The following is a 22,894-nucleotide window of genomic DNA, read 5'->3' as shown; positions in this document are numbered from 1 at the left end:
CCTCTCCCGGAGGGAGAGGGAACTGATTGGGGGATATTCGAGATTTACGCCGACCTGAAAGCGCTGTATTGAATCCAAAGTCGACGTCCATCTTTCAGGTCGATGTACAGCGCAAGATACCTCGGTCGGCTCCCTCTCCCTCTGGGAGAGGGCTGGGGTGAGGGTTTTTGGGGATTGCACCGGTCGATCTATTTAACCAGCCGTTTTTCCTTCGAAGGCCGATAACCAAAGTACGAGCTATAGCACTTGCTGAAATGGCTCGGCGAGACAAAACCACACGCCACCAGCACTTCCACCTGCGACAGCTCGGTGTGTTGCAGCAGGCGCCGTGCTTCGGTGATGCGCAGTTCCAGGTAATAGCGCTGCGGCGTGGTGCCCAGTTGCTCCTTGAACAAGCGCTCGAGCTGGCGCCGCGAGCGGCCGGCGTAGACCGCCAATTGTTCCAGCTCCAGCGGTTCTTCGAGGTTGGCGTCCATAAGCTTGATCACTTCCCGCAACGGCGCGCTGACGCAGATGTTTTCATCCGGCTTGATCCGCCGGTAGCGCGATTCCTCAAACGCCAGAATGTCCTCGACACCCTCGACCAGCGCCTTGCCGTGCAGGCCTTTGATCCAGTCCAGCGCCATGTGGAAAGCCCCCGATGGGCTCGACGCGGTGAGACGGTCGCGGTCGATCACATAAGGCTCGCTGCTGACGTGCGTAGCCTTGGCAATTTCCGTCAACGCGGGGCGATGTTCCGGGTGAATCGCGCAACGGTAGCCGTCGAGCAACCCGGCACGCCCGAGAAACCACGAACCATTCCACAACCCGGCCAGACTGACGCCCCGCTCCGCCGCGAGTTTGAGCAAGTGCACAAACCCATCGCTCGCTCGCAGTTCAGTGCGGTAACCGCCGCAGACCACCAGCAGATCCAATTCCTCGAGCGCTGCTGAGTCCAGACGCGCATCGGGGCGGATCACCAGCCCCAGGTCGCTGATGACCTCGCCCTCACCCAGCCCGAAGGTGCGCGAGGTAAACAGCCCCGGGCGCAACAGATTGGTAGTCACCACGGCGTCCAGCGTCTGCGTAAAGGCCGGTAGCGAAAAGTGTTCGAGCAGCAGAAAACCGGTGCGCGTCAACTGCGCGTTATCGCTTTGCTCATTCAGATAGCGGAGGTTTTTCCCCTTCATGCCTCCGCTGAATTGGCGTCGTTCGGTCAAGTTTCAATCCATCGGTCACATTGTTGTGCGCCGATAGTTGGCCGGAACCGGTAAAGAGTCAATCACGTCATCAGGCCACACCTTCAAACAACCCATGGCCGTCGCCCCGGGTATCTCAAACGATCGTATTCAACCCCGCCCCGAGCCGCCCTTCGAGACGCCCAAACAGGACGTAGTGTTGATAGCCACTGGAGAAGGCGCCTGTGGCGATTGCAGTCTTTACGTCGGCATTGAGGCGCAAATATTGCTCCTCATCGAAGTGCTCGGCGCTGACTTCACCTGTACGGCCCAGACGTTCGCTATCGATCGGCTGTTCGAGAATCGTGCGTCGTTGAAAGTCGATGATGCGATTGACCGCATGACTTTCCAGCGGCCCCTTGTTGGGCGATGCGGAGTAGATGTGCAGACCGTTCTTCGCGCAGCGGTTGCACAAGTCCACGCAGTTCTTTTGCGTGGATTTGCGACTCATCAATTCCTGCACCGGCATGTCCAGATACTTGCCGACGCTGTATTCCGCCTGATTGAAAATCGTGCAGCACAGCACGGTATTGCCATTGCAATCGAGTACCAGCCAATCATCTTTCAGGGTGCACGCCTGTTTGGGGTATTGCTTGACCAGATTGACCAGGTCTGCATACGGTGGCAACGCCAGGCGCTTGAGGGTTTCCCGGTCCGTGTCGGTGACCGAGGCATCGTCTTCGACGATGGCGAAGGTTTTTTCCAGCGGCATCATCACCGAGTAGCCGGTGGAGAAATTGAAACCCAGGCGCTCACTGAACTCGCGCATCAGCCCCTCTTCTTCGAGGTTATCCAGATAGCGGTGGTAATAGACCTCGATGAGCGTATTCAGGCCGTGACGCTGCTTGAGGTCATGCAGCTTGATCATGTTCTGCTTGACCACTTCGATGTCGCCGCCGACATGCCCTTGGCGGTAGGTGTCCTGGTGGAACCCGGAAAGGGAGACACGGAAGAACCAGGGATTGGCGAGCATCGCGCTTTCAATGTTCTTGGCCAGGTTCAGGTTGGAGCTGATGCCGCTTTGCAAACCTGCAGCGTTAATGATTTCGACGAACTCACCGATGCGCGGGTGAATCAACGGCTCGGTCCAGTTGTACAAAAAGATCGCCTTGACCCCTTCACGCCGTGCCTTGTCGACAATCTGCGTGAACATATCGAGCTGCATGGCTTTCTTGAAATTGGCATTTTCCGAATTACCCATCGGGCATGACGGGCAGCTCAGATTGCAGGCGCCGACGATATCGATGTACATATTCATTACGCGCATAGCTCCTTGGGTCGAACGTGCGCCTCTCATCACGAGCACGTTCGGGTCGCCGGGTTGGTTGTTTTTCTGACGACTTGCCTTCACGTAAAGCAATAAGCGCACCAGAGCCCTACGCCATTAACGCCACAATCCAGTCGATAAACACCCGCAATTTCAAGCTGACATGCCGGTTCGGCGGATACGCGACGTAAAGCGGCATGCTTTCCAGGCGCCAGCCCTCAAACAGCGGCACGAGCTCTCCGCGCGCGACATGCGCATCGGCCATATACGTCGGCAACCACAGCACCCCCATGCCCGCCAGTCCCGCCGCCAGATAGGCATTGCCGTCATCCACCGCAAGCACATGCCGGCCCTTGATCTGCAGGCGCTCGGTGCCGTTGTGCAACGTGTACGGAAGAGGTTTACCAGTGCGAGCCCAGAGGAAAGCGACGACGCGGTGATGGGAGTCTTGCAGTTCCAGCGGGTGCTCAGGCGTCCCTTCTCGGGCCAGATAAGCCGGCGCGGCAAATACCCCCAAGGGCAGATTGGCGAGCTTGCGCGCCATCAGCGATTGATCGAGCAATTCACCGCCGCGCACCACGCAATCGACGTTCTCATCGATGATGTCGACGATGCGGTCGCTGACGCCCATGTCGATCTGGATGTCCGGGTAGCGCGCATGAAACTCCGGCAACGCCGGCACCAGAATGTGCCGCGCGAACGGGCTCGGCACGTCGATGCGCAAGCGCCCCCGTGGCCGTGCGGCGGCACCGGGCAGGCTGGTTTCGGCGTCATCCATGTCGGCCAGCAACTTGATCACCCGCTCGTAATACGCTGCACCATCGGCAGTGACGTTGACCTTGCGCGTAGTGCGATTGAGCAGCTTGACCCGCAGCCGCGCCTCCAGCTGCTGCACCAGTTGCGTCACCGTGGTCTTGCTCATGTGCAGGGTTTCGGCAGCTTTGGTGAAACTGCCCGCCTCGACCACCCGGGCAAAGGCCTGCATCGCATCGAACCGGTCCATCCGCGCCCCTCGATTGTTTGGAATTTGCAAACAGTGAACGCCAAGCTTGCGCGTTTATCCAGCAGCTGCAAATACCTAAAGTCACTCCATCAACCACTGATGGAGTCAGCCCCATGTCCAAGCGCGATGTAGTGTTCCCACCCGCCCGCCACGCCCTGTATGAACGTCACCGTTACTCGCCGGCGATTCGCTCCAACGGTTTCCTGTTTGTCTCCGGACAAGTCGGCAGCCGTGAGGATGGCTCGCCCGAGGCCGATCTGCGCGATCAGGTGCGCACCGCCTTCCACAACCTCAACGCGATCCTCGCTGCGGCCGGTTGCAGCTTCGATGATGCGGTGGATGTCACCGTGTTCATGGTCGATCCGCACTCGACGTTCGAAACGATCTGGACTGTGGTGCCGGAGTTTTGGGGCGAAGCGCCGTTTCCGACCATCACCGCTGTCGGCGTGACCTGGCTGGCGGGTTTCGATTTTGAAATCAAGGTGATTGCCAAACTGCCGGAAGCGGCTTGACCGCAACCGTACACAAACAGACACACCGCGCCGGCACGGAGGCTGGCCAATCTCCTCGCGAATGCGTATAACCTCGCCGTTTCGTCTACCCTGACGTGGCGCGCCGCCCGGTAGCGGCTGCCCTTCGAATGTTGACGCTTACGAAACGGAGAATTCTATGTTCAAGCGTACCCTCGCCCTCACCGCCGGTCTGGCGCTGTCCTTTTCTGCCCTGATGACGCAAGCCGCTGATGTCCTGCGCGTCAGCGCGATTCCCGACGAAGCCCCGACCGAGCTGCTGCGCAAGTTCGAACCACTGGGCGCTTATCTTGAACAGCAACTGGGCATGAAGGTGCAGTTTGTGCCTGTCGCCGACTACCCGGCGGTGGTTGAAGCGCTGGCCACCGATCGCCTCGACATGGCCTGGCTCGGCGGTTTCACTTTTGTGCAGGCACGTTTGAAGACCGACGCCACTACACCTGTGATCCCGCTGGTGCAGCGCGAACAGGATGCGCAGTTCACCAGCAAATTCATCACCGCCGACCCGAACGTGAAAAGCCTCGCCGATCTGAAGGGCAAAACCTTCGCCTTCGGTTCGGTGTCGTCCACCTCGGGCAGCCTGATGCCGCGTTACTTCATGCTGAAAAACGACGGCATCAAGCCTGAAGGCTATTTCAGCCGCGTCGCCTACTCCGGCGCGCATGACGCCACCGTTGCCTGGGTGCAGGCCGGCAAGGTCGACGCTGGTGTATTGAACGCCAGCGTCTGGCAGAAACTGGTCGACGCCGGCAAAGTCGACACCAGCAAAGTCAAAGTCTTCGCCACCACCCCGACCTACTTCGATTACAACTGGACCGTGCGCGGCACCCTTGATCCGAAGCTGGCCGCGAAGATCAAGCAAGCCTTCCTCGACCTCGACCCGGCCAATCCTGAGCAGAAGAAGATCCTCGATCTGCAGGCCGCCAGTCGCTTCATCGAGACCAAGCCCGAGAACTACAAGGGCATCGAGGAAGCCGCCCGCGCTGCCGAACTGCTGAAATGACCCTACGCCTCACCCAGGGCAGCCTGCGCCATGCGAATGGCGTCGATGCCCTTCGTAACATCGACGTGCAGATTGGCGCTGGCGAACAGGTCGCAATCATCGGCCCGTCCGGCGCTGGCAAGTCGAGCCTGCTCAATCTGCTGGCCACCGCGCTCAAGCCCAGCAGTGGCGACATCGAAGTGCTCGGCGAACGCGCCTGGCATTTGTCGGCGCACCAGCGGCAGCGCCTGCGTGCGCGCATCGGCCTGGTGCATCAGGCGCCGCCGATTCCGCCGCGTCAGCGGGTCATTACGGCGGTGCTGGCCGGCAAGCTCGGTCAGTGGAGTCTGGGCAAAAGTCTGCTGAACCTGCTGCATCCACTGGATGTGGCGGGCGCTCGCGCGGCGTTGGCGCGGCTGGATCTGGGCGACAAACTCTTCGCCCATTGCCAGCAGTTGTCCGGCGGGCAATTGCAGCGCGTCGGCATTGCGCGAGTGCTGTATCAGGCGCCGGAAATATTGCTTGCCGACGAACCTGTCTCGGCCATGGACCCGGTGCTTGCCGGCCACACGCTGTCGATCCTGTCGCGCCACGCCCGTGAGCACAACGTCACGCTGGTGGCGAGCCTGCACGCGGTGGACCTGGCGCTGGCGCACTTTCCACGGATCATCGGTTTGCGCGACGGGCAGATTCTTTTCGATTGCCCTTCTGCTGAAGTCAGCCGCGACAAACTCGATGCGCTGTACGCCAATGAACAACTGCAATCGCCTGCACCAGCGGTCGCGCCTTTGATTGTGCAGATTCCGCGATGCTGAAGGCCGATTCACGGGACCCTGCGGCGTGGCCGCGATTGTTGCTGACATTGCTGGCGCTGGCCCTGCTGTGGCCGGGCATTCAGCTCAGCGAACTGGACTTGGGCGTGTTGTTTCAGGCCGATAGCCAGAACGAAATGGGCCGTTTTGTTTCGGCATTCTGGCCGCCGGCGCACGATCAAGCGTTCCTGCAACTGTTGCTCAAAGCCACCCTGCAAACCCTGGCGATTGCCACGGCGGGAATTGCCTTGGCGTTGCTGCTGGCGGTGCCGGCGAGCCTGATCGCGAGCCGCGCGCTGTCGCTCTCGGCGGCGTCCCGGGGCGGCGTGCCGAGCCTGCCCGGGCGTTTGCTGCGCTGGCCGGTGCGTGGCTTGCTGATCTTTCTGCGCAGCGTGCCGGAGATCGTCTGGGCACTGTTGTTTGTGCGCGCGGTCGGCCTCGGCCCGGCGGCTGGCGTGTTGGCCATCGCCATCACCTACAGCGGCATGCTCGGCAAGGTCTACGCAGAAATTTTCGAATCCACCGACCAGCGCCCGGCGCACGCATTGTTGCAGGCCGGCAGCGGTCGACTGGCGGCGTTTGCCTACGGCACGCTGCCGAATGTCGCCGCCGAACTGCTCTCGTACACGGTGTATCGCTGGGAGTGCGCGATCCGTGCCTCAGTGGTGATGGGCTTTGTTGGTGCCGGTGGGCTGGGGCAACAGATCGACCTGTCGATCCGCATGTTTGCCGGCGGTGAAGTCGCCAGCATGTTGCTGACGTTCCTGCTGCTGGTGCTGTGCGCTGATCAACTCAGCCGCTTGCTGCGCTGGAGGCTGGCATGAGGCGCCTGATCAACCTGCTGCTGCTCGCCGCCATTGCGGTCGCGGTGGTCGCCTCTTTTGCCTATCTGGAACTGGATCTCGCCGAACTCGGCAGCGCCAACAGCCTCAAGCAGATGGGCAGTTACGTGCAGCGCTTTCTAAGTCCCGACTTGAGCGCCGGTTACCTGAAAGCCATTGCCCACGGTTCGCTGGAAACCCTGGCCATGTCCGCGTTGGGCACCCTGCTTGCGGCACTGTTCGGCATCGTTCTCGCGCTGCCCGCTGCCGGGCGTTTCGGCTGGCCGCTGCAAAGTGCGGCGCGCCTGCTGCTCAACGGCTTGCGGGCGATTCCAGAGCTGGTTTGGGCGGCGCTGATGGTGCTTGCCGCCGGTCTCGGACCGAACGCCGGCACCCTCGCCCTTGCCCTGCACACCACTGGGGTGCTCGGTCGGCTATTTGCCGAAGCATTGGAAAACACTCCGCCACAACCGGCCGAGGCGATCCGTTTGCAGGGCGGCAATCCGATCCTCGCGTTCTGCTACGGCACCCTGCCTAACCTTGCCCCGCAACTGCTCGCCTACTGCCTGTATCGCTGGGAAAACAACATCCGCATGGCCAGCGTGCTGGGCTTTGTCGGTGCTGGCGGCCTGGGCCAGATGCTGTATGTCAGCTTGAGTCTGTTCCAGGAAGCCCAGGCCAGTACGGTGATTCTGGCGATGCTGTTGCTGGTGTTTCTGGTCGATTGGTTGAGCGCCTGGAGCCGGCAGCGTTGGGTCAAAGCGTAGGCCGAGTGGATATCTGGCAAAAGCTGATTATGCTTCCGGGCTTCAGACTGTGCAAGCTTCACGCTAGAGCAACGGCGGCAGATGCCAACGGGCCAGAGTGCGACAGGCAGTAACGGGGGACTCCGGCCTACAACAATAAGCACGACGGAGAACACCCATGGCCACAATCGACACAGCATCCACCGGCACACCGCCCCGCAGCGGCGGTATCACGAAGGAGGAGCGCAAGGTCATCTTCGCTTCCTCGCTGGGCACGGTTTTCGAGTGGTACGACTTTTACCTCTACGGCTCGCTGGCGGCGATCATCGCCAAACACTTCTTCGCCGGCGTCAACGAAACCACCGCATTCATCTTTGCCCTGCTGGCCTTCGCCGCCGGGTTTGCGGTGCGGCCGTTCGGCGCCATCGTCTTCGGGCGTCTGGGTGACATGATCGGGCGCAAGCACACGTTTCTGATCACCATTGTGATCATGGGCGTGTCCACCGCAATCGTCGGTCTCCTGCCCGGCTACGCCACCATCGGCGTCGCTGCCCCGGTGATTCTGATCACCCTACGCTTGCTGCAAGGCCTGGCGCTGGGTGGTGAATACGGCGGCGCGGCGACCTACGTCGCCGAGCACGCGCCACGCAACCGCCGTGGCTTTTTCACTTCGTGGATTCAAACCACCGCCACCCTCGGTCTGTTCATGTCGCTGCTGGTGATTCTCGCCTGTCGCACCGCGCTGGGTAACGAGGCGTTCGAGGCTTGGGGCTGGCGGATTCCGTTTCTGCTGTCGATCATTCTGCTGGCCGTGTCGGTGTACATCCGCCTGCAACTGAGCGAGTCGCCGGTGTTCCAGAAAATGAAGGACGAAGGCAAGGCCTCGAAAGCACCGCTGACCGAATCCTTTGCGCGCTGGGACAATCTCAAAGTGGTGATCATGTCGCTGCTGGGCGGCACCGCCGGGCAAGCAGTGGTCTGGTACACCGGGCAGTTCTATGCGCTGTTCTTCCTGTTGCAAACATTGAAGATCGACGCGCAGACCGCCAACCTGCTGATCGCCGGATCGCTACTGATCGGCACACCGTTCTTCGTGATTTTCGGCAGCCTGTCCGATCGCATCGGGCGCAAACCGATCATCATGGCCGGGTGCATTCTGGCTGCTTTGACCTACTTTCCGATCTTTACTGCGCTGACCCAGTACGGCAACCCGGACGTGTTCGTCGCTCAGGAAAAAATCCGGTCAAAGTGATCGCCAATCCTGATCAGTGTTCGTTCCAGTTCGATCCGGTGGGCAAGGCCAGATTCACCAGCTCCTGTGACCTGGCGAAAACCTTGCTGGCGAAACGCGCGATCCCGTACGAGAACGTCGCCGCCGAACCGAACACCGTCGCGCAGGTGCGCATCGGTGACCGCGTTGTCGAGAGCTTCGAAGGCAGCGCCCTCACCGCCGCCGACTTCAAGGCCCGCAACGACGCCTTCACCGCCAGCCTCGGCGCAGCGTTGAAAGACGCCGGTTATCCGGAAAAAGCCGACCCGGCGAAAATCAATTACCCGATGATGCTGCTCCTGCTCACCGTGCTGGTGATCTACGTGACCATGGTTTATGGCCCGATCGCCGCGTGGCTGGTCGAACTGTTCCCGACGCGCATCCGCTACACGTCGATGTCGCTGCCCTACCACATCGGCAACGGCTGGTTCGGCGGCTTCCTGCCGACCGTGGCGTTCGCCATGGTCGCGGCCACCGGCGATATCTACTACGGGCTCTGGTACCCGATCGTGATTGCAGTGGCGACGGCAATACTCGGCACGTTCTTCCTGCCGGAAACCAAGGATCGCGACATTCTCAAGGACTGAAAAAGCCGCAGCGCCCTCTCCTGCCGGAGAGGGCCTCGCAGCTGAAAAATTTCGAACGTCTGCCGCCGCGCTGTCTCCAATGTGTACACCCACAGGAGGCCAGCGCCATGAACCCCAACGACGACAAAACTCCCAACGCCCCACCCACCGATGCCAGCGGCAAACCGGTGAACGTGGTCGAGCGCGATCTGCAGGACCGCGACGGCAAAACCGAAGGCGTGGACAAAATCATCACGCCGTCTTCCACTCGGGTCAAAGAGCAGGAAGCTGAAGAGCTACAGCGCAAAGTCGATGAGATCGAGCGTAAGGTTGCAGACGGTAACTGAGTGCAGCGTGGCTGTGGCCGCAGCTTTGAGCGGCGGCTGTCAGCCCGATGACCAAAAGCTGATTTCCTACAGAATTGAACTACACAGCTGATCGACTTCACGTGCATCACAAGCGAAGCGTCTGACAGATTTGCATCGTCTGTTTGCGGATGATGTCTCCCTCGTCCCGCCAGTGACGACAACGAGCCCACATCCCCTTAGACTGCTTCACATTGATCATGGAGGTCATGATGAGCGCTGAACTTTCACTTATCGTTTCAGACTTCGAAACCGAAGAAGAGGCTGCGGATTACGATCTTTGGTATCGCGCCAAGGTACAAGCCGCACTTGATGATCCACGTCCGCCTATTCCCCACGATGAGGCAATGGTGCTGCTAGGTCAGATGCTGGAAGAGAGACGCAAGAATCGACGCGCTGCCGGTTAGCTGGAGTAAACCGGCTCTTGGAGACCTGGCTGACATCATCGAATACGTAGAACAACGCAACACTGTCGCTTCAGTTGCACTGCACCAAAGGCTCAGCGCCGCAGCGCGAAGGCTTTCCTGGATACCGCATGGTTTCCGCTCCGGCCGAATACCGGGCACTCGCGAAATGGTCATCAACTCGAATTATTTACTGGTCTATCAGGTGACAGACCACATCAAAATTCTGACGGTGTTGCACGCCCGTAAAAAATATCCATAACCATTCATAAAAAAAGGCGGCCAACCGGCCGCCCAAACGTACTGCACGAGAGCCTTTTACAACGTCAGCTGCCCACGCTCCTCCTCGGTCAGCTGCTGCTTAGCCTGTTCATCCAATGCCCCGGCGCCCAGCACCTGCACCGGGCTGTCCGGGTTATAACCCGTCGCTGGCGCGCGACTGGCACCATCGCGCGTTGGTGCCAGTTGCTCGTTGCCGAAGCTGAGCACCTGCACAGTGAATACCGAGGCTTGGTTCTGCCGCGCCGCTGCCTGTTGCTGCCGCGCGACGTCTTCGGCGGCTTGGGTGGCTGAGGATGCCGCCGAACTGGCCGAGGTGATCGCGCCGGTATTCACCGCCGACACCACCGGCACGCCGGTTGCCTTGCCCTGCACCGAAATGTTCGCGGCGTTGACCACCGTCAGCGCGGCAATGTTGACGTTGCCGGAGACGCGAATCCCCGCCTCGCCGGCATCGATGGTGCCCAGTGGCGCGATCAGGTCGATGTTGCCCGGTGCCACTTCGGCGATCGGGTTGAGTGTGGCGATACCGGCCCCGGTACTCGGCACCGACGGCGACAGCGTGACGTTGCCCCAGGTGTCGTAGACACGTTTTGGCGGCGTGTAGACCACAGTGGTTTTCGAGCCGCGACCGGCGTTGATGTCGCCCTCGGCGGACCAGCCGAGAATCGAGCCGCCGAAGGTGGTCATGATCCGGCTCTGGCCGAGCAGAATGCTGCCTTGCGAGTACAACTGAATGTCGCCCGAACCTTGGGTGATGATCCCCGCCGTCGACGGCGGCGCCGCGCCTTCGATGCCGAACACCTGACCACCGCCCGGCGTGAGCATCTGGATATCGCCGCCAAACAGCGTCTTGACCCCGGCGCCGCCGTACATCGTGATATCGCCGTCGTAGCGAATCGGATTGCCGGCGACATCAGTGGTCGGGAACAGCGCCGCAATGGCGTTGCGACCGCGCAGGTAACTGCCAGTGCGTGGGCCATCGGCATCGGTGTATTCCAGGCCACCGGCACGCAATTCGGCGAAGTACACCTGGCGGGCGAAGATCGCCTGTTCGGTACTTGGAAGTGCGGCGAAGAACGCTTGCGCCTGTTCGTCGCCACCCTTGAAGCCATAACCCAGGCTCAGCCAACTCTGCAGTTCTTCGACGTAGGTCTTGACCACTTTGCCCGGTTGCGCGCTCAGGGCCACAGCCGAATCCGCGACGTTTTGCGGGTTCAGATAACGCGCAATTAACCGTGAGTAATCCGGCCCCTGCGCCCCCGCACCCGCTTGCATCACGATGCTCGCCCCGGGGCGCTGATCGCCTGCCACGACAGGACCGAGGCTGGTGATGCTGGCGCGATCTTCCATCAGGATATTGCGCCCGGCATTGACGTCCAGAACACCCGGGCCGGCAATGTCGAAGCTGCTGTAGAGAATGTCTCGCCCGGCCGAAATCCGCGAAATGTCGCGCGCATCGTTATGCACGAACAGATTGCCGGTAGACGCGATCTGTTCGTTATTGCGACCCATGGCCCCAACGGGCGCAAACGTGGGTTGCCCCAAATTGGTACCGGACGCCACGATGTCACGCCCCGCCACCATCCACACCGGGCCTGCCGATTCATACCAGGTGCGCTTCGTGGTCGCGAACGCCAGCGTTTCGCCCGTGCGAATTCCTACCAGGTCACCGGTCAGTGCATAGAAGCGCGCCGGCCCCTGAACACTGCTCAACCCCGAGTAGCTATCGGGACCAAAGGCAAACAGTGGATAGCGCGAATTGGTTTGCGCCAGCACACCATCGCTGCCGGCGTTGGTCGTAATCGGCCGAGCGGACTGGTTGTTGCCGTAGCCATTGAACGCGGGTGCAAACGGTGTGGCGAGCGCCGCCGGGCTGGCCCCTGACTGGTTGATGGCGTAGCCGCCGGCATAGATCGAATCCCCAGCGATCAGTTCAAGCTGCCCCGCGCTGGAAGGTGCCAACAGCAATGACCAGGCCAGAGCCGGCGCCGGGTTGCCTATGCCGTAGGCCGCTGATGGTCCCGCATAAATCGAGCCCTGGCCGGCCACGGCACGCAATATCGAAGGAAAGACGAAGCGGTCATCGGTCGGTGACCCGTTAAGCCCGGCGACGGGGTCCTGCCCGGTGGTTTCCATCAACTGGGTGCTGGGCGTCAGGTTGCCGCCGGCCGAGAACAAATCGATGGCCGTGTGATCGGTCCACAGCGAGAAACCACTCAAACCGCCACCGGCATGGTAAATGCCATCCTCCGTGGTAAACGGTGTGGAGTTCTGCAACCTCACGCGGCCCGGATCGGCGGCGCCACCCAACACCAGATCGCCGCGGGTGTTGAGGCGCATGCCGGAGTCACCGGGAATCAGCACCAGCCCACCACTGGCATTACTGGCCGTCGAGTTGAACGGGTCGAAGGCGCGCGTTTCCCGTGGGTCATGAAACAGCGCCGAGGCGCCGTACTGCAGATTGATACCGCCCAACGCGGCGCCCGTCAGTTGCGCCGCACCGCGCAGGTTGATGAGCGCGCCCTGCAAGTCGTGCGTCGGCGTGCCGGTACCCGCGAGGCCGGCACGTGCCTGCAGAGACGGATTAAGGACACCGCCCAGACGAATATCCAGATCTCCGCCACCGGTCAGTTGCAGGTTCCCGTCACTGTCCACGCGGCCCGTACTGCCGACAGCCACGATCAACCCCTGACTGCGAGGGTACGACGCATACCTGTCGTCGCCCATGGTCTTGAGCATGCCAGCATCCCCGCCGGCGCTCAGACTGATGTTGCCGCCGCCCAGCGTACCGAACCCGGTAAAGCCCACCAGATAAGGTCTCGTTTCCTCGCCCAGCGCTGGCAATGGCTGCGCAGCGTAGCTGCCGAAATTGATCCACCAGGCAGTCGGTACATCGTTGTTGCCGGTACCTTGGCGCCAGAGCCAATTGCCCACCGCCACACTCGGAACCTGCTCCCGCGTACCGTCGCCCGTGGCGACCGAGCGACGGCCAAGCACGTCACCCGACACAGACCCACCGGCATTGATCGTCAGGTTACCGCCCATCTGCGGATACCAGGCCTGATAGAGGCTGGCACTGCCGCCATCGACCCATTTTTCGTAATCGCTGCCAGCGCTGCCCAATACCGAGCCATCAGCCGACAGCCTTCCGCGGGGCTGGTTATAACGCGCGTCGACGTCTGCCGATTGGGTGCCGGCGGTGTAGACGCCGAAAGGTGAAGCCATGCTCAGGTTACCGGCCGCTATCAAGTCCAGGTCGCCGGTGCCAGTACGCAAAACGCTGAACATCTGCGTGTGGGCCTGGGCGCTCTTGCTCGGATTGTTTTCAATGCACAGTGCCGGGTCGATGGAGCACCAGAACAATTCGTCATCGTTCATCGGTGTGTAATCCGGCATGCCCATCCAGTTGCCAGGCGCCCACACACTGCGCGCCATGGGCGCGCAAGAACCGGGAGCGATATCACAGAGCACAAGGTATTCCTCGGGAACCGGTTCGTACGGTGTAAAGCCATACTCGTTATCCACCGCCCAGACCAGTTTGCCGGCCACCTCGATCATGCTCACACCATAGTGAGTGTCGGCCATCTGCAAGTTGCCAACGCTAGCCTGAGGTTTCACGCTACGGCTGTCGGCCGCGGTCAGATCGGCCCCTGCCACCATGCGCATCGACCACGACGCACTGCCCGCCGGCAGCATGCTGGCGATCGCCCAGTTTCGACCTTGCTGGTTTCCATTGGCAGGACGCAGGTCGAGGAATACCGTGCCATCGGCGAGCTTCACGTTGGTCATGGAGGGGATCAGCGAACCCCGCAACAGCGCCAACGTTCCGTTCAACACAACACCCACCGTTTTATTGTCGGCATCAACCGCACCCGGCAGCGGCACGCCTTTGGGCCAGAGCAGGGCCTGCAGTGCGGTGGCGTTGTTCAAGCGAATACCTGCACCCAAACGACTGCCGGCCGGCAGGGTCACAGCGTTGTCGAGCAACGTACCGGCGGCATACATCAGGTTACCCGCCGCGTCATGCACATCGCCGGCCAGCACCGTTCCACCCTGTAACACGTAAGGTGCGGCCAAAGTGCTCTGAACCGGCAACACCGTGCCCGCGGCCAGTGTGGCGGCTTGAATCGGCAGGTCGTAATTCAAGGTGGCGCCAACCGGAAAGAGCGTCCCTTCGGCAAGGCTGACACCACTGCCCGGTACGATCAGGTCACCGCCGAAAGGCTGTATCCCCGGCAACAGTTTCCAGCCAGCGTCGTCCACGGTTTCCGGCGGCGGTGCGAAACCGTCGTTGATGCTGCCGTAGATGTCGAGGTTGCCACCGGCACGGATCAACAGGCTGCCCGCTTCCCCGCTGCCATACACCGAGGTCCGGCGAGTGTGCGGGTTGAGGCTGGCGTAACGGTAGCCGGACAAGTCGAGATCGCCCTGCACCACCAGATCGCCGTCAGCGGTTTTGCTGACGATTTCCACCCCCGGGCGCAGATGAAACGCATCGGCATAGGTCGCATTGTTGAGGCCGGCCAGTTTGCGTTGTAGCAGATCACTGTTACCCAGCGCCGCATCGATAAAGCCGCTGCTGTCTGAGTGAATGCGATCCAGGTAGGCTTGATCGATCACTTGATACGGGCGACCGCTGGCCGCCGGATCGGTGCCATCGGCAGCATCACTGTAACTTCGCACGGCATTCAGCCCGATGGAGCGGGCACCTTGAATACTCAATGTACCGCTGGCATCCACCGCAATGTCACCGCCGCCCAGGCGCGGTGCATTCAGCTCCAGCGTCCCACGCAACACGTCATCGCGTTGTCCCGCCTGGTTTCCAGGCACGGCATCGGTGCCGTGACGCAGATCAATCCGTGCACCAGCGGCCAGCGTCAGCACGCCGTCGCCTGAATTGAGTTCAACCATGGCGCGGTTCGGTGCGTCGATGATTTTGCCGTAGCTGTCGACGCGCAGTACGCGGCCATGGGCATCGAGCAGCGCGTTGCCCGTCAGGTTCAAACCGTTTTTGCCGGCAAGGCGAATGCTGCCGACCCGTTCACCACTGGCATCGATCACCCCGTCCACGGTCAGGTTGCCGTTGTCCACCGAGACATTGACTTGGCCCGCTTTGAGTTCGTTACCGATACGCAGATTGCCCTGCTTGAACTGGAAACTTCGACTGCCCACTACCCCGCCGGCATTCAAGCGCAGGTTAAGGCTGGCAAAGGCCTCGCTCAAATCACCCGCCAGGCGCTGGGCGCGAATGTCCACGCCAGCGGCCTTGTACGGCACCCACGTACCGCCCGCGTCGTAATAGCCACTGCTGCTGCCGACAATCTGCCCTTGCAGATCAACCTGTCCAGCGTCAGTGGCCAGGGCCACAACGTTTAATTGCCCGGCCTGATTGTTGACGGCGGACAGATCGATTCGCGAGCCCGCCAACTGACGAATATTGCCGTTGTTGCTCTGCAACAACACGTCGCCGCCCCAGCTGTATTTCTGCACATCATTGAACGGCAGAACCCGGCCCGCCATGTCCACCTGCGCGCCGCTGCCAAGCAGCAGATCATCCTCGGCATTGACCAGCAGCTTGCCGCTGGCGAGGACGATGCGACTGTCGAGCACAACACTGCGTGCCGTCAGGCTCAGTTGCGCACCGAGGGCATCAGCGGCAGCCGTTGTGGCGCTACCACTCAGAGTCAGGTTGTTGCCCGCCTTGAGTTCACTGACCGAGGCGGCCTCGCCGGTCAGCAATGGCGTGCGCAGATTGAGATTGCCGCCGCTGTAGCTGAACCCCTTGACCGCGTCATAAGCTCCTTGGGATTCGTACACCGCCAGACTGCCCTTGTGGTTGGCGGTGATGCGCTCGCTGGCGTTGAAATTGACGTTGGCAAATCCCAGGGCCAGTCGGTTATTGCGATCCAGGCCATTGGGCTGCGGGTTCGGGCCATAACCCAATTCGATCCGCTGCGCCTGAATATCCAGCGTGCCGTGCCCGTTGCCGGCGCCGTCCTTGACCACCGTACCCGGGGCCTGAGTCGCCCCGTTCCAGATCAGATTGCGGGTGCGGATCGTCGCGACATCGGTGGCAGCGCCCGAGCCGTAGATAGCCGGGCTACCCAACACCAGATTCTGCAAACGGCTCTGGCCGGTCTGCGGATCAATGGTGTCGAGGGTCACGCTGCCGAAAAAGTTGAACGCATCGCGGGCCACCAGACTCAGGGTTTCCAGCGCGGGGGCGCCAGATTGCGTGTCGCCCTGCAACAGGCGATCCAGCACGTTCTGGTTAAGCGTCAGGCCCGCGGGTGTGCGGCCGCTGGCTGCGGCCAGTGCTTGCGGACTGCCGGCATTGACCACACCGACCGAAAGCCCGAGTTGGCGAGTGCCAAAGCGCACGCTTTCGCCCAGTTCGAAGTCTTTGTCAGTGGCGGCGATGATGCTGCCGTTGGAGTACAGCAACGCCGCAGCGGTGCAATCGGCCGTCGGACAGTTGCCGATACGAATGCTCCCGCCCCCGCCATCGGTGGGCGCAAGCACCGGCGTCCAGCCGTTGGACACCACCAGCAGGCTGGAGCGCCCCGGTTCGTAGACGAAACCGGCTGCGGCATCATACGGGACGTTACCTCGCCCCAAGGTATTGACGCCCGCTCCCGCATCGATGGTGATGCCGCCATTGGCGCTGTTACTGCTCAACACAACCTCTGGCGCCGAGAGGATCGCGCCTTCGCGCAGACGAATCGCCGAGGTATTGCCGATCACCTTGATCGAGCCGCCCTCCGAACCGTAATACACGGTTGGGGTGCCACCGATGGTCAAACGTCCGGCATTCAAGCGGTTGAGGGTGTCGGCGTACAGCGATACACCGTCGAACCCTGGTGTTCGCGTATGCCCGGCACCGAGAATTTCAAACTCTGCGCCGGTATAACCGCCCTGAACGACCGCCGTACCGATGACCCCGCCGCTGGCAGGTTTGAACAGCACCTGCCCGTTGAAATCCAGGGCTGAGTCGTGCTCGCCGCCACTGACCATGCGCAGGTGCAGCGTGTTGCCGTCCAGCGGTGTGCGGGCGCGCGGCAGACCCCGGCGGGCAGCATCGTTGAGCACAAATTGGCTGAACCCGGTTTCGTTGTACTGTGAATAGCGCCGCAGCACATCGGCAGACGTCACGATGACCTGGCTGGGCAAACTGTCGCGGATACCGGTGTTGGCAATCGACAGCTGTCCGGCCGTGGTCCACGAGCCATTGTGCAACTTCAACGCACTGTCCATCGGCCCCGCAATCGCTTGACCATTGATTTCGACCCGGAAGGCGCCCGGTAACAAGGCAAAGGTCGATGGCAACAAGGTGTAGGTGCCGGGTGCCAGTCCGGCAACGCCGGTCCCGAGGGTGATCTGCTGGCCGATACGCGGGTCGACCGCGCCGGCCTCGGCCAGCATCGGCGCATAGCGGCTCTGGTCACCGGCCACGATTGCATACACGGGGTTATTGGCCAGCCCCGGCAAACTGAAGGTGCCATCGGTGGCATTGCGTACCAGCGGATTGAAACGCGCGTCGGTGGAGCCACCTCGTCCGGAGACAAAACCGGCACCGCGCAAATCGCCGCCGCCCGAAAGGTCGATCACCGCCCCGGCCTGCACATTGGTGTATTGCGCATCAAGGATGACCCCGGAGGTCGCTCCGGCAATGCCATTCAACATCACCGACTTACCGTTGTACCGATAGTCGATACCGTCGGTGGTTCCTCCATAGGGCATGACCAGTCCGGCGGCGCTGACTGAAGTCACGCTGCCCGGCAGAAGGTGAAGTTCACGGGTTTTGACAATGACGTCATCACCCAGGGATATCAGCCCCAAGGGCGCACGAATGACGCCGCCCTGCTCGATCTGTCCCGCACTGAGTGTCAGGCTGCCGAACACCGAGTAAGGCAAAGCGGTCGGCGCCGCCCCGTGATTGCCGATACGCAACGTATGCTCCGGCACCGATCCGGCCATACTTTGATAGCCCACTCGCACCTCAGCCGAGACGCCACTGGCCGGGTAGACCTGCGCAGCCCGCATGTGCATGTCACCCGCAGTCCACAGACGGCTGCGCTGCTGTTCATCGGTTGGCGCGAGGAAGCGCAGGTCGCCCTGGCTGTCGAGCGTGACCAGACCAAAGCCACGGCGGCTGACCGCCAGCGCCGGTGCGGCCGATTGCACGAGAGTCCCTTCGGTGCCGAATGAAAGCGAGTTGCCCACGTCCAGCAGGTTCGCGCTGGCGGTGAATTGCGCGCCGGACAACTGCGCTGTCGGATTGCTCATCACCCGCGGACGCACTTTGACTTCCGAGCTCAAATAGGTGCCCAGCCCTGACAGGCGCAGGTAAGGTGCGCTGAGGTTGACCCGGGCGCTGTCACTCGCCGACTCGGCCAATGAAAGAGAACCGGCGAACAGGCTCAGGCCCTGCCCCATATGCAGGTCGACATCGCCGTCGAACGTCATCAGACCGTTGCTCAGCAGACTCACGCTGTCGAAGCCACCGCTCATCAGCTGATCGGCACTCAAGCGTGTACGCCCGTAGCGTAAAAGTGGCGAAGCCTCACCGGCTCGCAGCGGCTGCGGCAGTGCCGGCGCTGGCCCTTGGGCAATGATCATTTCACGTGGCACGCGCACCGCATTGCTCAAGTTCGCGGGACCGTACGCCGGTGTATCCAGAGCGATCTCCAGACGCCCGCCCGCCGCACCTGCACCGCCAGCATTGGCCTGCAGACTGCCCTCGATGAACAGACCGTTGTAGGAACTCAGGGTGATCCGTCCGCCATCGGTGGCCACACGAGCGGGGCCTTGCCCACCGCTATCGAGCACGGCTTGCGCACCGGACGCTTCCAGTCGCGCACCTTGGCGGATGATGACGTAAGCGTCGGCAGCGGTCGCCGTGATTTTCTTCACATCAATCTCGCCACCGACAATGATCGAGCCACCCTTGCCAACCTGGCCGTAGACGCGGCCCAGCGCATCGACAGCGGTCGCTGCCCGACCGGCAACATCGATCAAGGCATGTTCACCGATCCAGATCGAACGGTTGTGCGGGGTCGGATCGGCCTCTTGCAAGGACGTCGCCACATCAATCGCGCCGAACTGCTGTTGACGGATATCGACAATACCGCCCCAGGCGTTGAGTTCACCATCAAGCGTGATCTGGCCTGCCCCGCGCAAACCGATGCGCTGGCCGGGATCGACACTGATCCGTGAGCCTTCGCCAATCGACAACGGACTGCTGGCGGGATCAATCAAGCCAGCAAGCGTCGCGCCGGCCTGCAATGCGACAGAAGCGCCGGCCCTTTGCGTCAAGACGCCCTTGAGCGGGTCTTCCTGAAATAACGCGGGCGTCCATAGCTCCAGCGCAGCGCGCGGCGACATACCGGAGACAATGGTCGAGGCGGATTCGCCAAATCGATAGACCGGCATCTGCACATCGATCGCGCTTTGCGCGGCGACCTCCAGCCCCTTCAGACCGATGATGTTGTAGGCGCTGAACCCCGTGCGGAACAGCTCCGGCGTCAGGCGCAGGGTCTGTTCTTCGGACACTTCGCCGGAAGCGCCGATCCGCACCTTGCTGGCCTGCACGGTCAAGGTGCCGCCGCCGTTCACGCCATAGCCCTGCACCTCGCCATCGAGCACCATGCGCGACAGGCCTGGCGCACTGTTGGCGCTGGATTCAAGCGTCACGTCGCCACCCTTGCCGCCACGCGTCTTGCCGTTGGCCAATACCGCACCGCCCGACGAAACATCGACCAGACTGCCACTGGCCAGCAGAATGTCGCCGGTACTGCGGATCGACACCGTCCCGCCATTGAGGTACGCCAGGCCGCCCACGTCGTCCGGGTTACTCGACAGGTTGCGCCACAGACCGCGTGTCTGCAGCTGCACACCCTGCGCAACCGTCACTCGCGCTTGCTTGCCTGCTGATACCTGGAGACTGGTGTCATCACGCCGATCGGTGGCGAGCTGGTTCAAAACGTTGCCCAATTGCAGGCTGCCGCCTTGCGCAATCAGATCGGCATTGACCTGCACGTCAGGGCTGAACAGGGTGATGTTGCCACCGTGATCCACCGTCACGCCTTCATTGACTTCAATCGTGTTTTTTGCCGAGATCTTCAGCGCGCCCAGCGCGAAACCATTGAGCAGCCCGGCATTGAGGAACAGTTTGCCTGCGCGTTCTGCCGCGACCGCGTCGGTCAGCCCTGCGTTCGCTACGCTGGCATGCGCGCCCCCCACTTGCACCTGATCGAGCAACGGGTCGAGTTGATAGAGCAGGCCAGCACTGGCAGCGACATAAGCAGCATCGTAACTGCCAACCACCAACTGCCCTCGCCGCGCCCGGGCGGTCTGGGTCTGGGCATAGCCGTCCAGACCTGCCCGCGGTGCCTGGATTTGCCGTTCGCCCTGAAACACCTCACCCAACAGCTGGCCTTCCAGCACGGCGTTGCCCGTGGCGATCACCAACTGGCCGGCATCCCGTCCAACGGTGTACCCCGCCTCCTGGCGACGCGTCGGCGCGATCAGCGGGCTATAGAAATAATCCGTCTGGCCCCAGCGCTCGCTGTGACTTTCGTAACCTTTGTAAAGACCGTTGTAGAGAATATCGCCCGGCGCACGCGACACTTCGTATAAGCGCCCGTCCGCACCGCGCAGCCAGCTCTGGCGAATCTCGCCGCCCTGCACATCAAGCGTGCCGCCGGACACATTGATCAGCGAACCTTTTTCGCTGATCACGTCCTTTCCGGAAAACCGCACCTCACCGCCCTGCGCCATCCATTCACCAACGCCATGGCCCTGAGTGCCGAGGTATCCGCCGACCTCCAACAACCCACCGGCGGTGTACCAGCGGTCGGTGGCGTAACCGTTGGTGCCCGCCGGCACGAATACCAGCTCACGGACATCGACCCAGATGTCGTTACTGTTGAGCGCGCCGTTCTCGCGATTGACCGGCGCATCACGCTGCTCGTTGCCCTGGACGTTGATCTTGATGTTGTTGTTTGCCATCGCCACTTTGACGCCGAGGGCGCCGGACACGTCGATCACCGCCCCCTCGCGCAATAGACTGCGCTGTCCGGCGGCAACCGCCACCTGCCCACCGGTGGCAAGGGTGATCGAGCCGCTTTTGAATTCGACGGTGCCGCCGCTGCCGATGTCGATGCGTGACTGATCGCTGCGGATCCGGTTGTTGGCATTGACGCCGGTCAGCGCCGCCTCGCGCTGGCTGTCCAGGGCGGTGAGATCACTGCTGTCGAGCAGAATCGCACTGACGCCATTTTCGCCCAGGGTCACACGGCCTTGGGCATCGCTGGCCGGATTGAGCAAATGCACGGTGCCGCGCGTCGCCACCGAAGTGCTCGCCAGCAGCACACCGTTTTGCACAACATCGCGGCCGGTCAGGGTGATGTCGCCGGTGGATGCCTGGATCAGGCCGGTGTTGCTGACTTTGCCCGAGCTGTCAGCCTTGAAACCGGGAATGACCTCACTGCCGAAGGTGGTTGAATAACCATTGCCGTCGGTGCCCGAACCCTTGCGGATATAGAAACGGTCCCCCGCACCCAGCACCGTCTGACCCTTGGCCGTACTGATCGAGCCGTCGTTCTGCACGTCCTGGCCGAGCAGCAAGGAATAGCCGCCGGCGTCGGTGGAGAGCGCAGGTTGATGCGTTTGTATGGCTGCGCCACGCTCCACCAGGACTTTGCCAGCAGCGTCGGTAAAGGTTGGCTGACTGCCGGTGCTGTCGAAATACAGACCCCGATCGCGAAATTGTGCATCGGTCATGTTCGCGGCTGCCGCTACCAGATTTCGCACATTGACCTGGCTGCCACCGCTGAAGACGATGCCGTTGCGGTTGATCAGCATCACCGTGCCGTCCGCTTTGATCTGCCCCTGAATCTGGCTGGCCCGTGCGCTCGGATCGTTGACGCGATTGAGCACCGCCCAGTTGGCCTGCTGGGCAAATTCCACTGTGGTATTGCGGCCGACGTTGAACGTTTCCCAATTGAGAATCGCCTTGTCGGCGGTCTGCTCGATCTTCACCGTGGTCTTGCCGTCGGCCTGGGTTTGTTGCGGGCCTTTGGCGTTCATCCAGCCCTGGCTCAGGCTGTTATCGACCTTCAGGCCGCCCTCGCCCAATCCGTCCGGAACCACTTGCACACTGCCCAATGCGGCGGCACGTCCAGCGGCTTGTGCGGCCTGCTGAGCGGCAATCGCTGCCACGGTGTTATTGAGTGTCTGCAAAGAGCGCTGCAACTGCTGGCTGGCCCGTTGCTGCTGTGCCAGCGGTGGGGTCATCCCCGGCAGACCGCTACCACCCGGACGCGACGCCGAAGCCTGCTGCGCTGAGCCCTTCGCGGCAAACCAGGTGGAACTGAACGCTGTCGCCGCCTCGGCACTGCCCGCCACCAGACACAAGGCGACGGCTTGCGCCAATGGCTTGAGCAGCCACTGTGCGGGATCGCCCGCGCCACGTTTGATCGGCCGAATACGGTTACTGTGACGGGAGGTGCGAGCAAGCATCACTACAGGTCCTTTTGGGTGGCAGGTCGGATCAGCCCTGCTGTTACGACATAGGCAGTTGGCGAGCCTCACGACCGAACGGATGTCACACAAACTTCATGTTCGAG

The 22,894-nt window shown here is 61.8% G+C and carries 12 protein-coding genes and 1 pseudogene; 9 read left to right on the top strand and 4 right to left on the bottom strand.

Translation table 11 applies throughout. From position 1 onward, the window contains the following. Positions 1-188: 188 nt before the first annotated feature. The 3 genes from ACZZ0K_RS09285 to ACZZ0K_RS09275 all read right to left on the bottom strand — a co-directional run bounded on the left by ACZZ0K_RS09285 (position 189) and on the right by ACZZ0K_RS09275 (position 3,487). Positions 189-1,199, bottom strand: coding sequence for a GlxA family transcriptional regulator (locus tag ACZZ0K_RS09285; protein WP_177342730.1), 1,011 nt, complete (start codon positions 1,197-1,199; stop codon positions 189-191). A 115-nt stretch (positions 1,200-1,314) separates the two neighbouring features. Beyond that, positions 1,315-2,475, bottom strand: coding sequence for a radical SAM protein (locus ACZZ0K_RS09280; protein WP_258706784.1), 1,161 nt, complete (start codon positions 2,473-2,475; stop codon positions 1,315-1,317). A gap of 118 nt (positions 2,476-2,593) precedes the next feature. Then, positions 2,594-3,487 (bottom strand): LysR family transcriptional regulator, encoded by an 894-nt coding sequence (locus ACZZ0K_RS09275; RefSeq protein ID WP_252882141.1) that lies wholly within the window; start codon positions 3,485-3,487, stop codon positions 2,594-2,596. Positions 3,488-3,600: 113 nt separating this feature from the next. On the opposite strand from ACZZ0K_RS09275, the gene ACZZ0K_RS09270 reads away from it, so the two are divergent. The 9 genes and pseudogenes from ACZZ0K_RS09270 (at position 3,601) to ACZZ0K_RS09230 (ending at position 10,245) form a co-directional block, all read left to right on the top strand. Continuing rightward, entirely contained in the window at positions 3,601-3,999 is a 399-nt protein-coding gene (locus ACZZ0K_RS09270; RefSeq protein WP_041480136.1) for a RidA family protein, read from the top strand. A 157-nt stretch (positions 4,000-4,156) separates the two neighbouring features. Then, positions 4,157-5,020: a putative selenate ABC transporter substrate-binding protein gene (locus ACZZ0K_RS09265; RefSeq protein WP_056789576.1), complete on the top strand. Its 864-nt coding sequence runs from the start codon at positions 4,157-4,159 to the stop codon at positions 5,018-5,020. After that, positions 5,017-5,814, top strand: coding sequence for a phosphonate ABC transporter ATP-binding protein (locus ACZZ0K_RS09260; protein WP_252878308.1), 798 nt, complete (start codon positions 5,017-5,019; stop codon positions 5,812-5,814). The genes ACZZ0K_RS09265 and ACZZ0K_RS09260 overlap by 4 nt, the downstream gene beginning before the upstream one ends. Then, positions 5,808-6,635 (top strand): PhnE/PtxC family ABC transporter permease, encoded by an 828-nt coding sequence (locus ACZZ0K_RS09255; protein WP_252884319.1) that lies wholly within the window; start codon positions 5,808-5,810, stop codon positions 6,633-6,635. Before ACZZ0K_RS09260 ends, ACZZ0K_RS09255 begins: the two co-directional genes overlap by 7 nt. Beyond that, the gene (gene phnE / locus ACZZ0K_RS09250) at positions 6,632-7,399 is read left to right on the top strand and encodes a phosphonate ABC transporter, permease protein PhnE (RefSeq protein ID WP_016774956.1); all 768 of its coding nucleotides are present in this window, start codon (positions 6,632-6,634) and stop codon (positions 7,397-7,399) included. The genes ACZZ0K_RS09255 and phnE overlap by 4 nt, the downstream gene beginning before the upstream one ends. Positions 7,400-7,556: 157 nt before the next feature. Beyond that, positions 7,557-9,235, top strand: a pseudogene (locus ACZZ0K_RS09245) (MFS transporter). A 107-nt stretch (positions 9,236-9,342) separates the two neighbouring features. After that, complete coding sequence (locus tag ACZZ0K_RS09240; RefSeq protein WP_056789562.1) at positions 9,343-9,561, top strand: hypothetical protein; 219 nt, start codon at positions 9,343-9,345, stop codon at positions 9,559-9,561. Positions 9,562-9,791: 230 nt separating this feature from the next. Beyond that, positions 9,792-9,986 (top strand): type II toxin-antitoxin system RelB family antitoxin, encoded by a 195-nt coding sequence (gene relB, locus ACZZ0K_RS09235; protein WP_056789559.1) that lies wholly within the window; start codon positions 9,792-9,794, stop codon positions 9,984-9,986. Beyond that, the gene (locus tag ACZZ0K_RS09230) at positions 9,967-10,245 is read left to right on the top strand and encodes a type II toxin-antitoxin system RelE/ParE family toxin (protein ID WP_353187844.1); all 279 of its coding nucleotides are present in this window, start codon (positions 9,967-9,969) and stop codon (positions 10,243-10,245) included. Before relB ends, ACZZ0K_RS09230 begins: the two co-directional genes overlap by 20 nt. 56 nt (positions 10,246-10,301) lie before the next feature. On the opposite strand, the gene ACZZ0K_RS09225 is transcribed toward ACZZ0K_RS09230, so the two are convergent. After that, the gene (locus ACZZ0K_RS09225) at positions 10,302-22,787 is read right to left on the bottom strand and encodes a filamentous haemagglutinin family protein (RefSeq protein ID WP_258706785.1); all 12,486 of its coding nucleotides are present in this window, start codon (positions 22,785-22,787) and stop codon (positions 10,302-10,304) included. Between the last annotated feature and the right edge of the window lie 107 nt (positions 22,788-22,894).

This window comes from Pseudomonas sp. AC255 (assembly GCF_979258175.1).
This window is presented reverse-complemented; position numbering and strand designations above follow the sequence as displayed.

Bases quoted from the DNA above. Each gene is read 5' to 3' on its own strand.
- ACZZ0K_RS09280 (WP_258706784.1), bottom strand. From the start codon at position 2,475: ATGAATATGTACATCGATATCGTCGGCGCCTGCAATCTGAGCTGCCCG.
- ACZZ0K_RS09275 (WP_252882141.1), bottom strand. From the start codon at position 3,487: ATGGACCGGTTCGATGCGATGCAGGCCTTTGCCCGGGTGGTCGAGGCG.
- ACZZ0K_RS09270 (WP_041480136.1), top strand. From the start codon at position 3,601: ATGTCCAAGCGCGATGTAGTGTTCCCACCCGCCCGCCACGCCCTGTAT.
- ACZZ0K_RS09265 (WP_056789576.1), top strand. From the start codon at position 4,157: ATGTTCAAGCGTACCCTCGCCCTCACCGCCGGTCTGGCGCTGTCCTTT.
- ACZZ0K_RS09260 (WP_252878308.1), top strand. From the start codon at position 5,017: ATGACCCTACGCCTCACCCAGGGCAGCCTGCGCCATGCGAATGGCGTC.
- ACZZ0K_RS09255 (WP_252884319.1), top strand. From the start codon at position 5,808: ATGCTGAAGGCCGATTCACGGGACCCTGCGGCGTGGCCGCGATTGTTG.
- phnE (WP_016774956.1), top strand. From the start codon at position 6,632: ATGAGGCGCCTGATCAACCTGCTGCTGCTCGCCGCCATTGCGGTCGCG.
- ACZZ0K_RS09240 (WP_056789562.1), top strand. From the start codon at position 9,343: ATGAACCCCAACGACGACAAAACTCCCAACGCCCCACCCACCGATGCC.
- relB (WP_056789559.1), top strand. From the start codon at position 9,792: ATGAGCGCTGAACTTTCACTTATCGTTTCAGACTTCGAAACCGAAGAA.
- ACZZ0K_RS09225 (WP_258706785.1), bottom strand. From the start codon at position 22,787: ATGCTTGCTCGCACCTCCCGTCACAGTAACCGTATTCGGCCGATCAAA.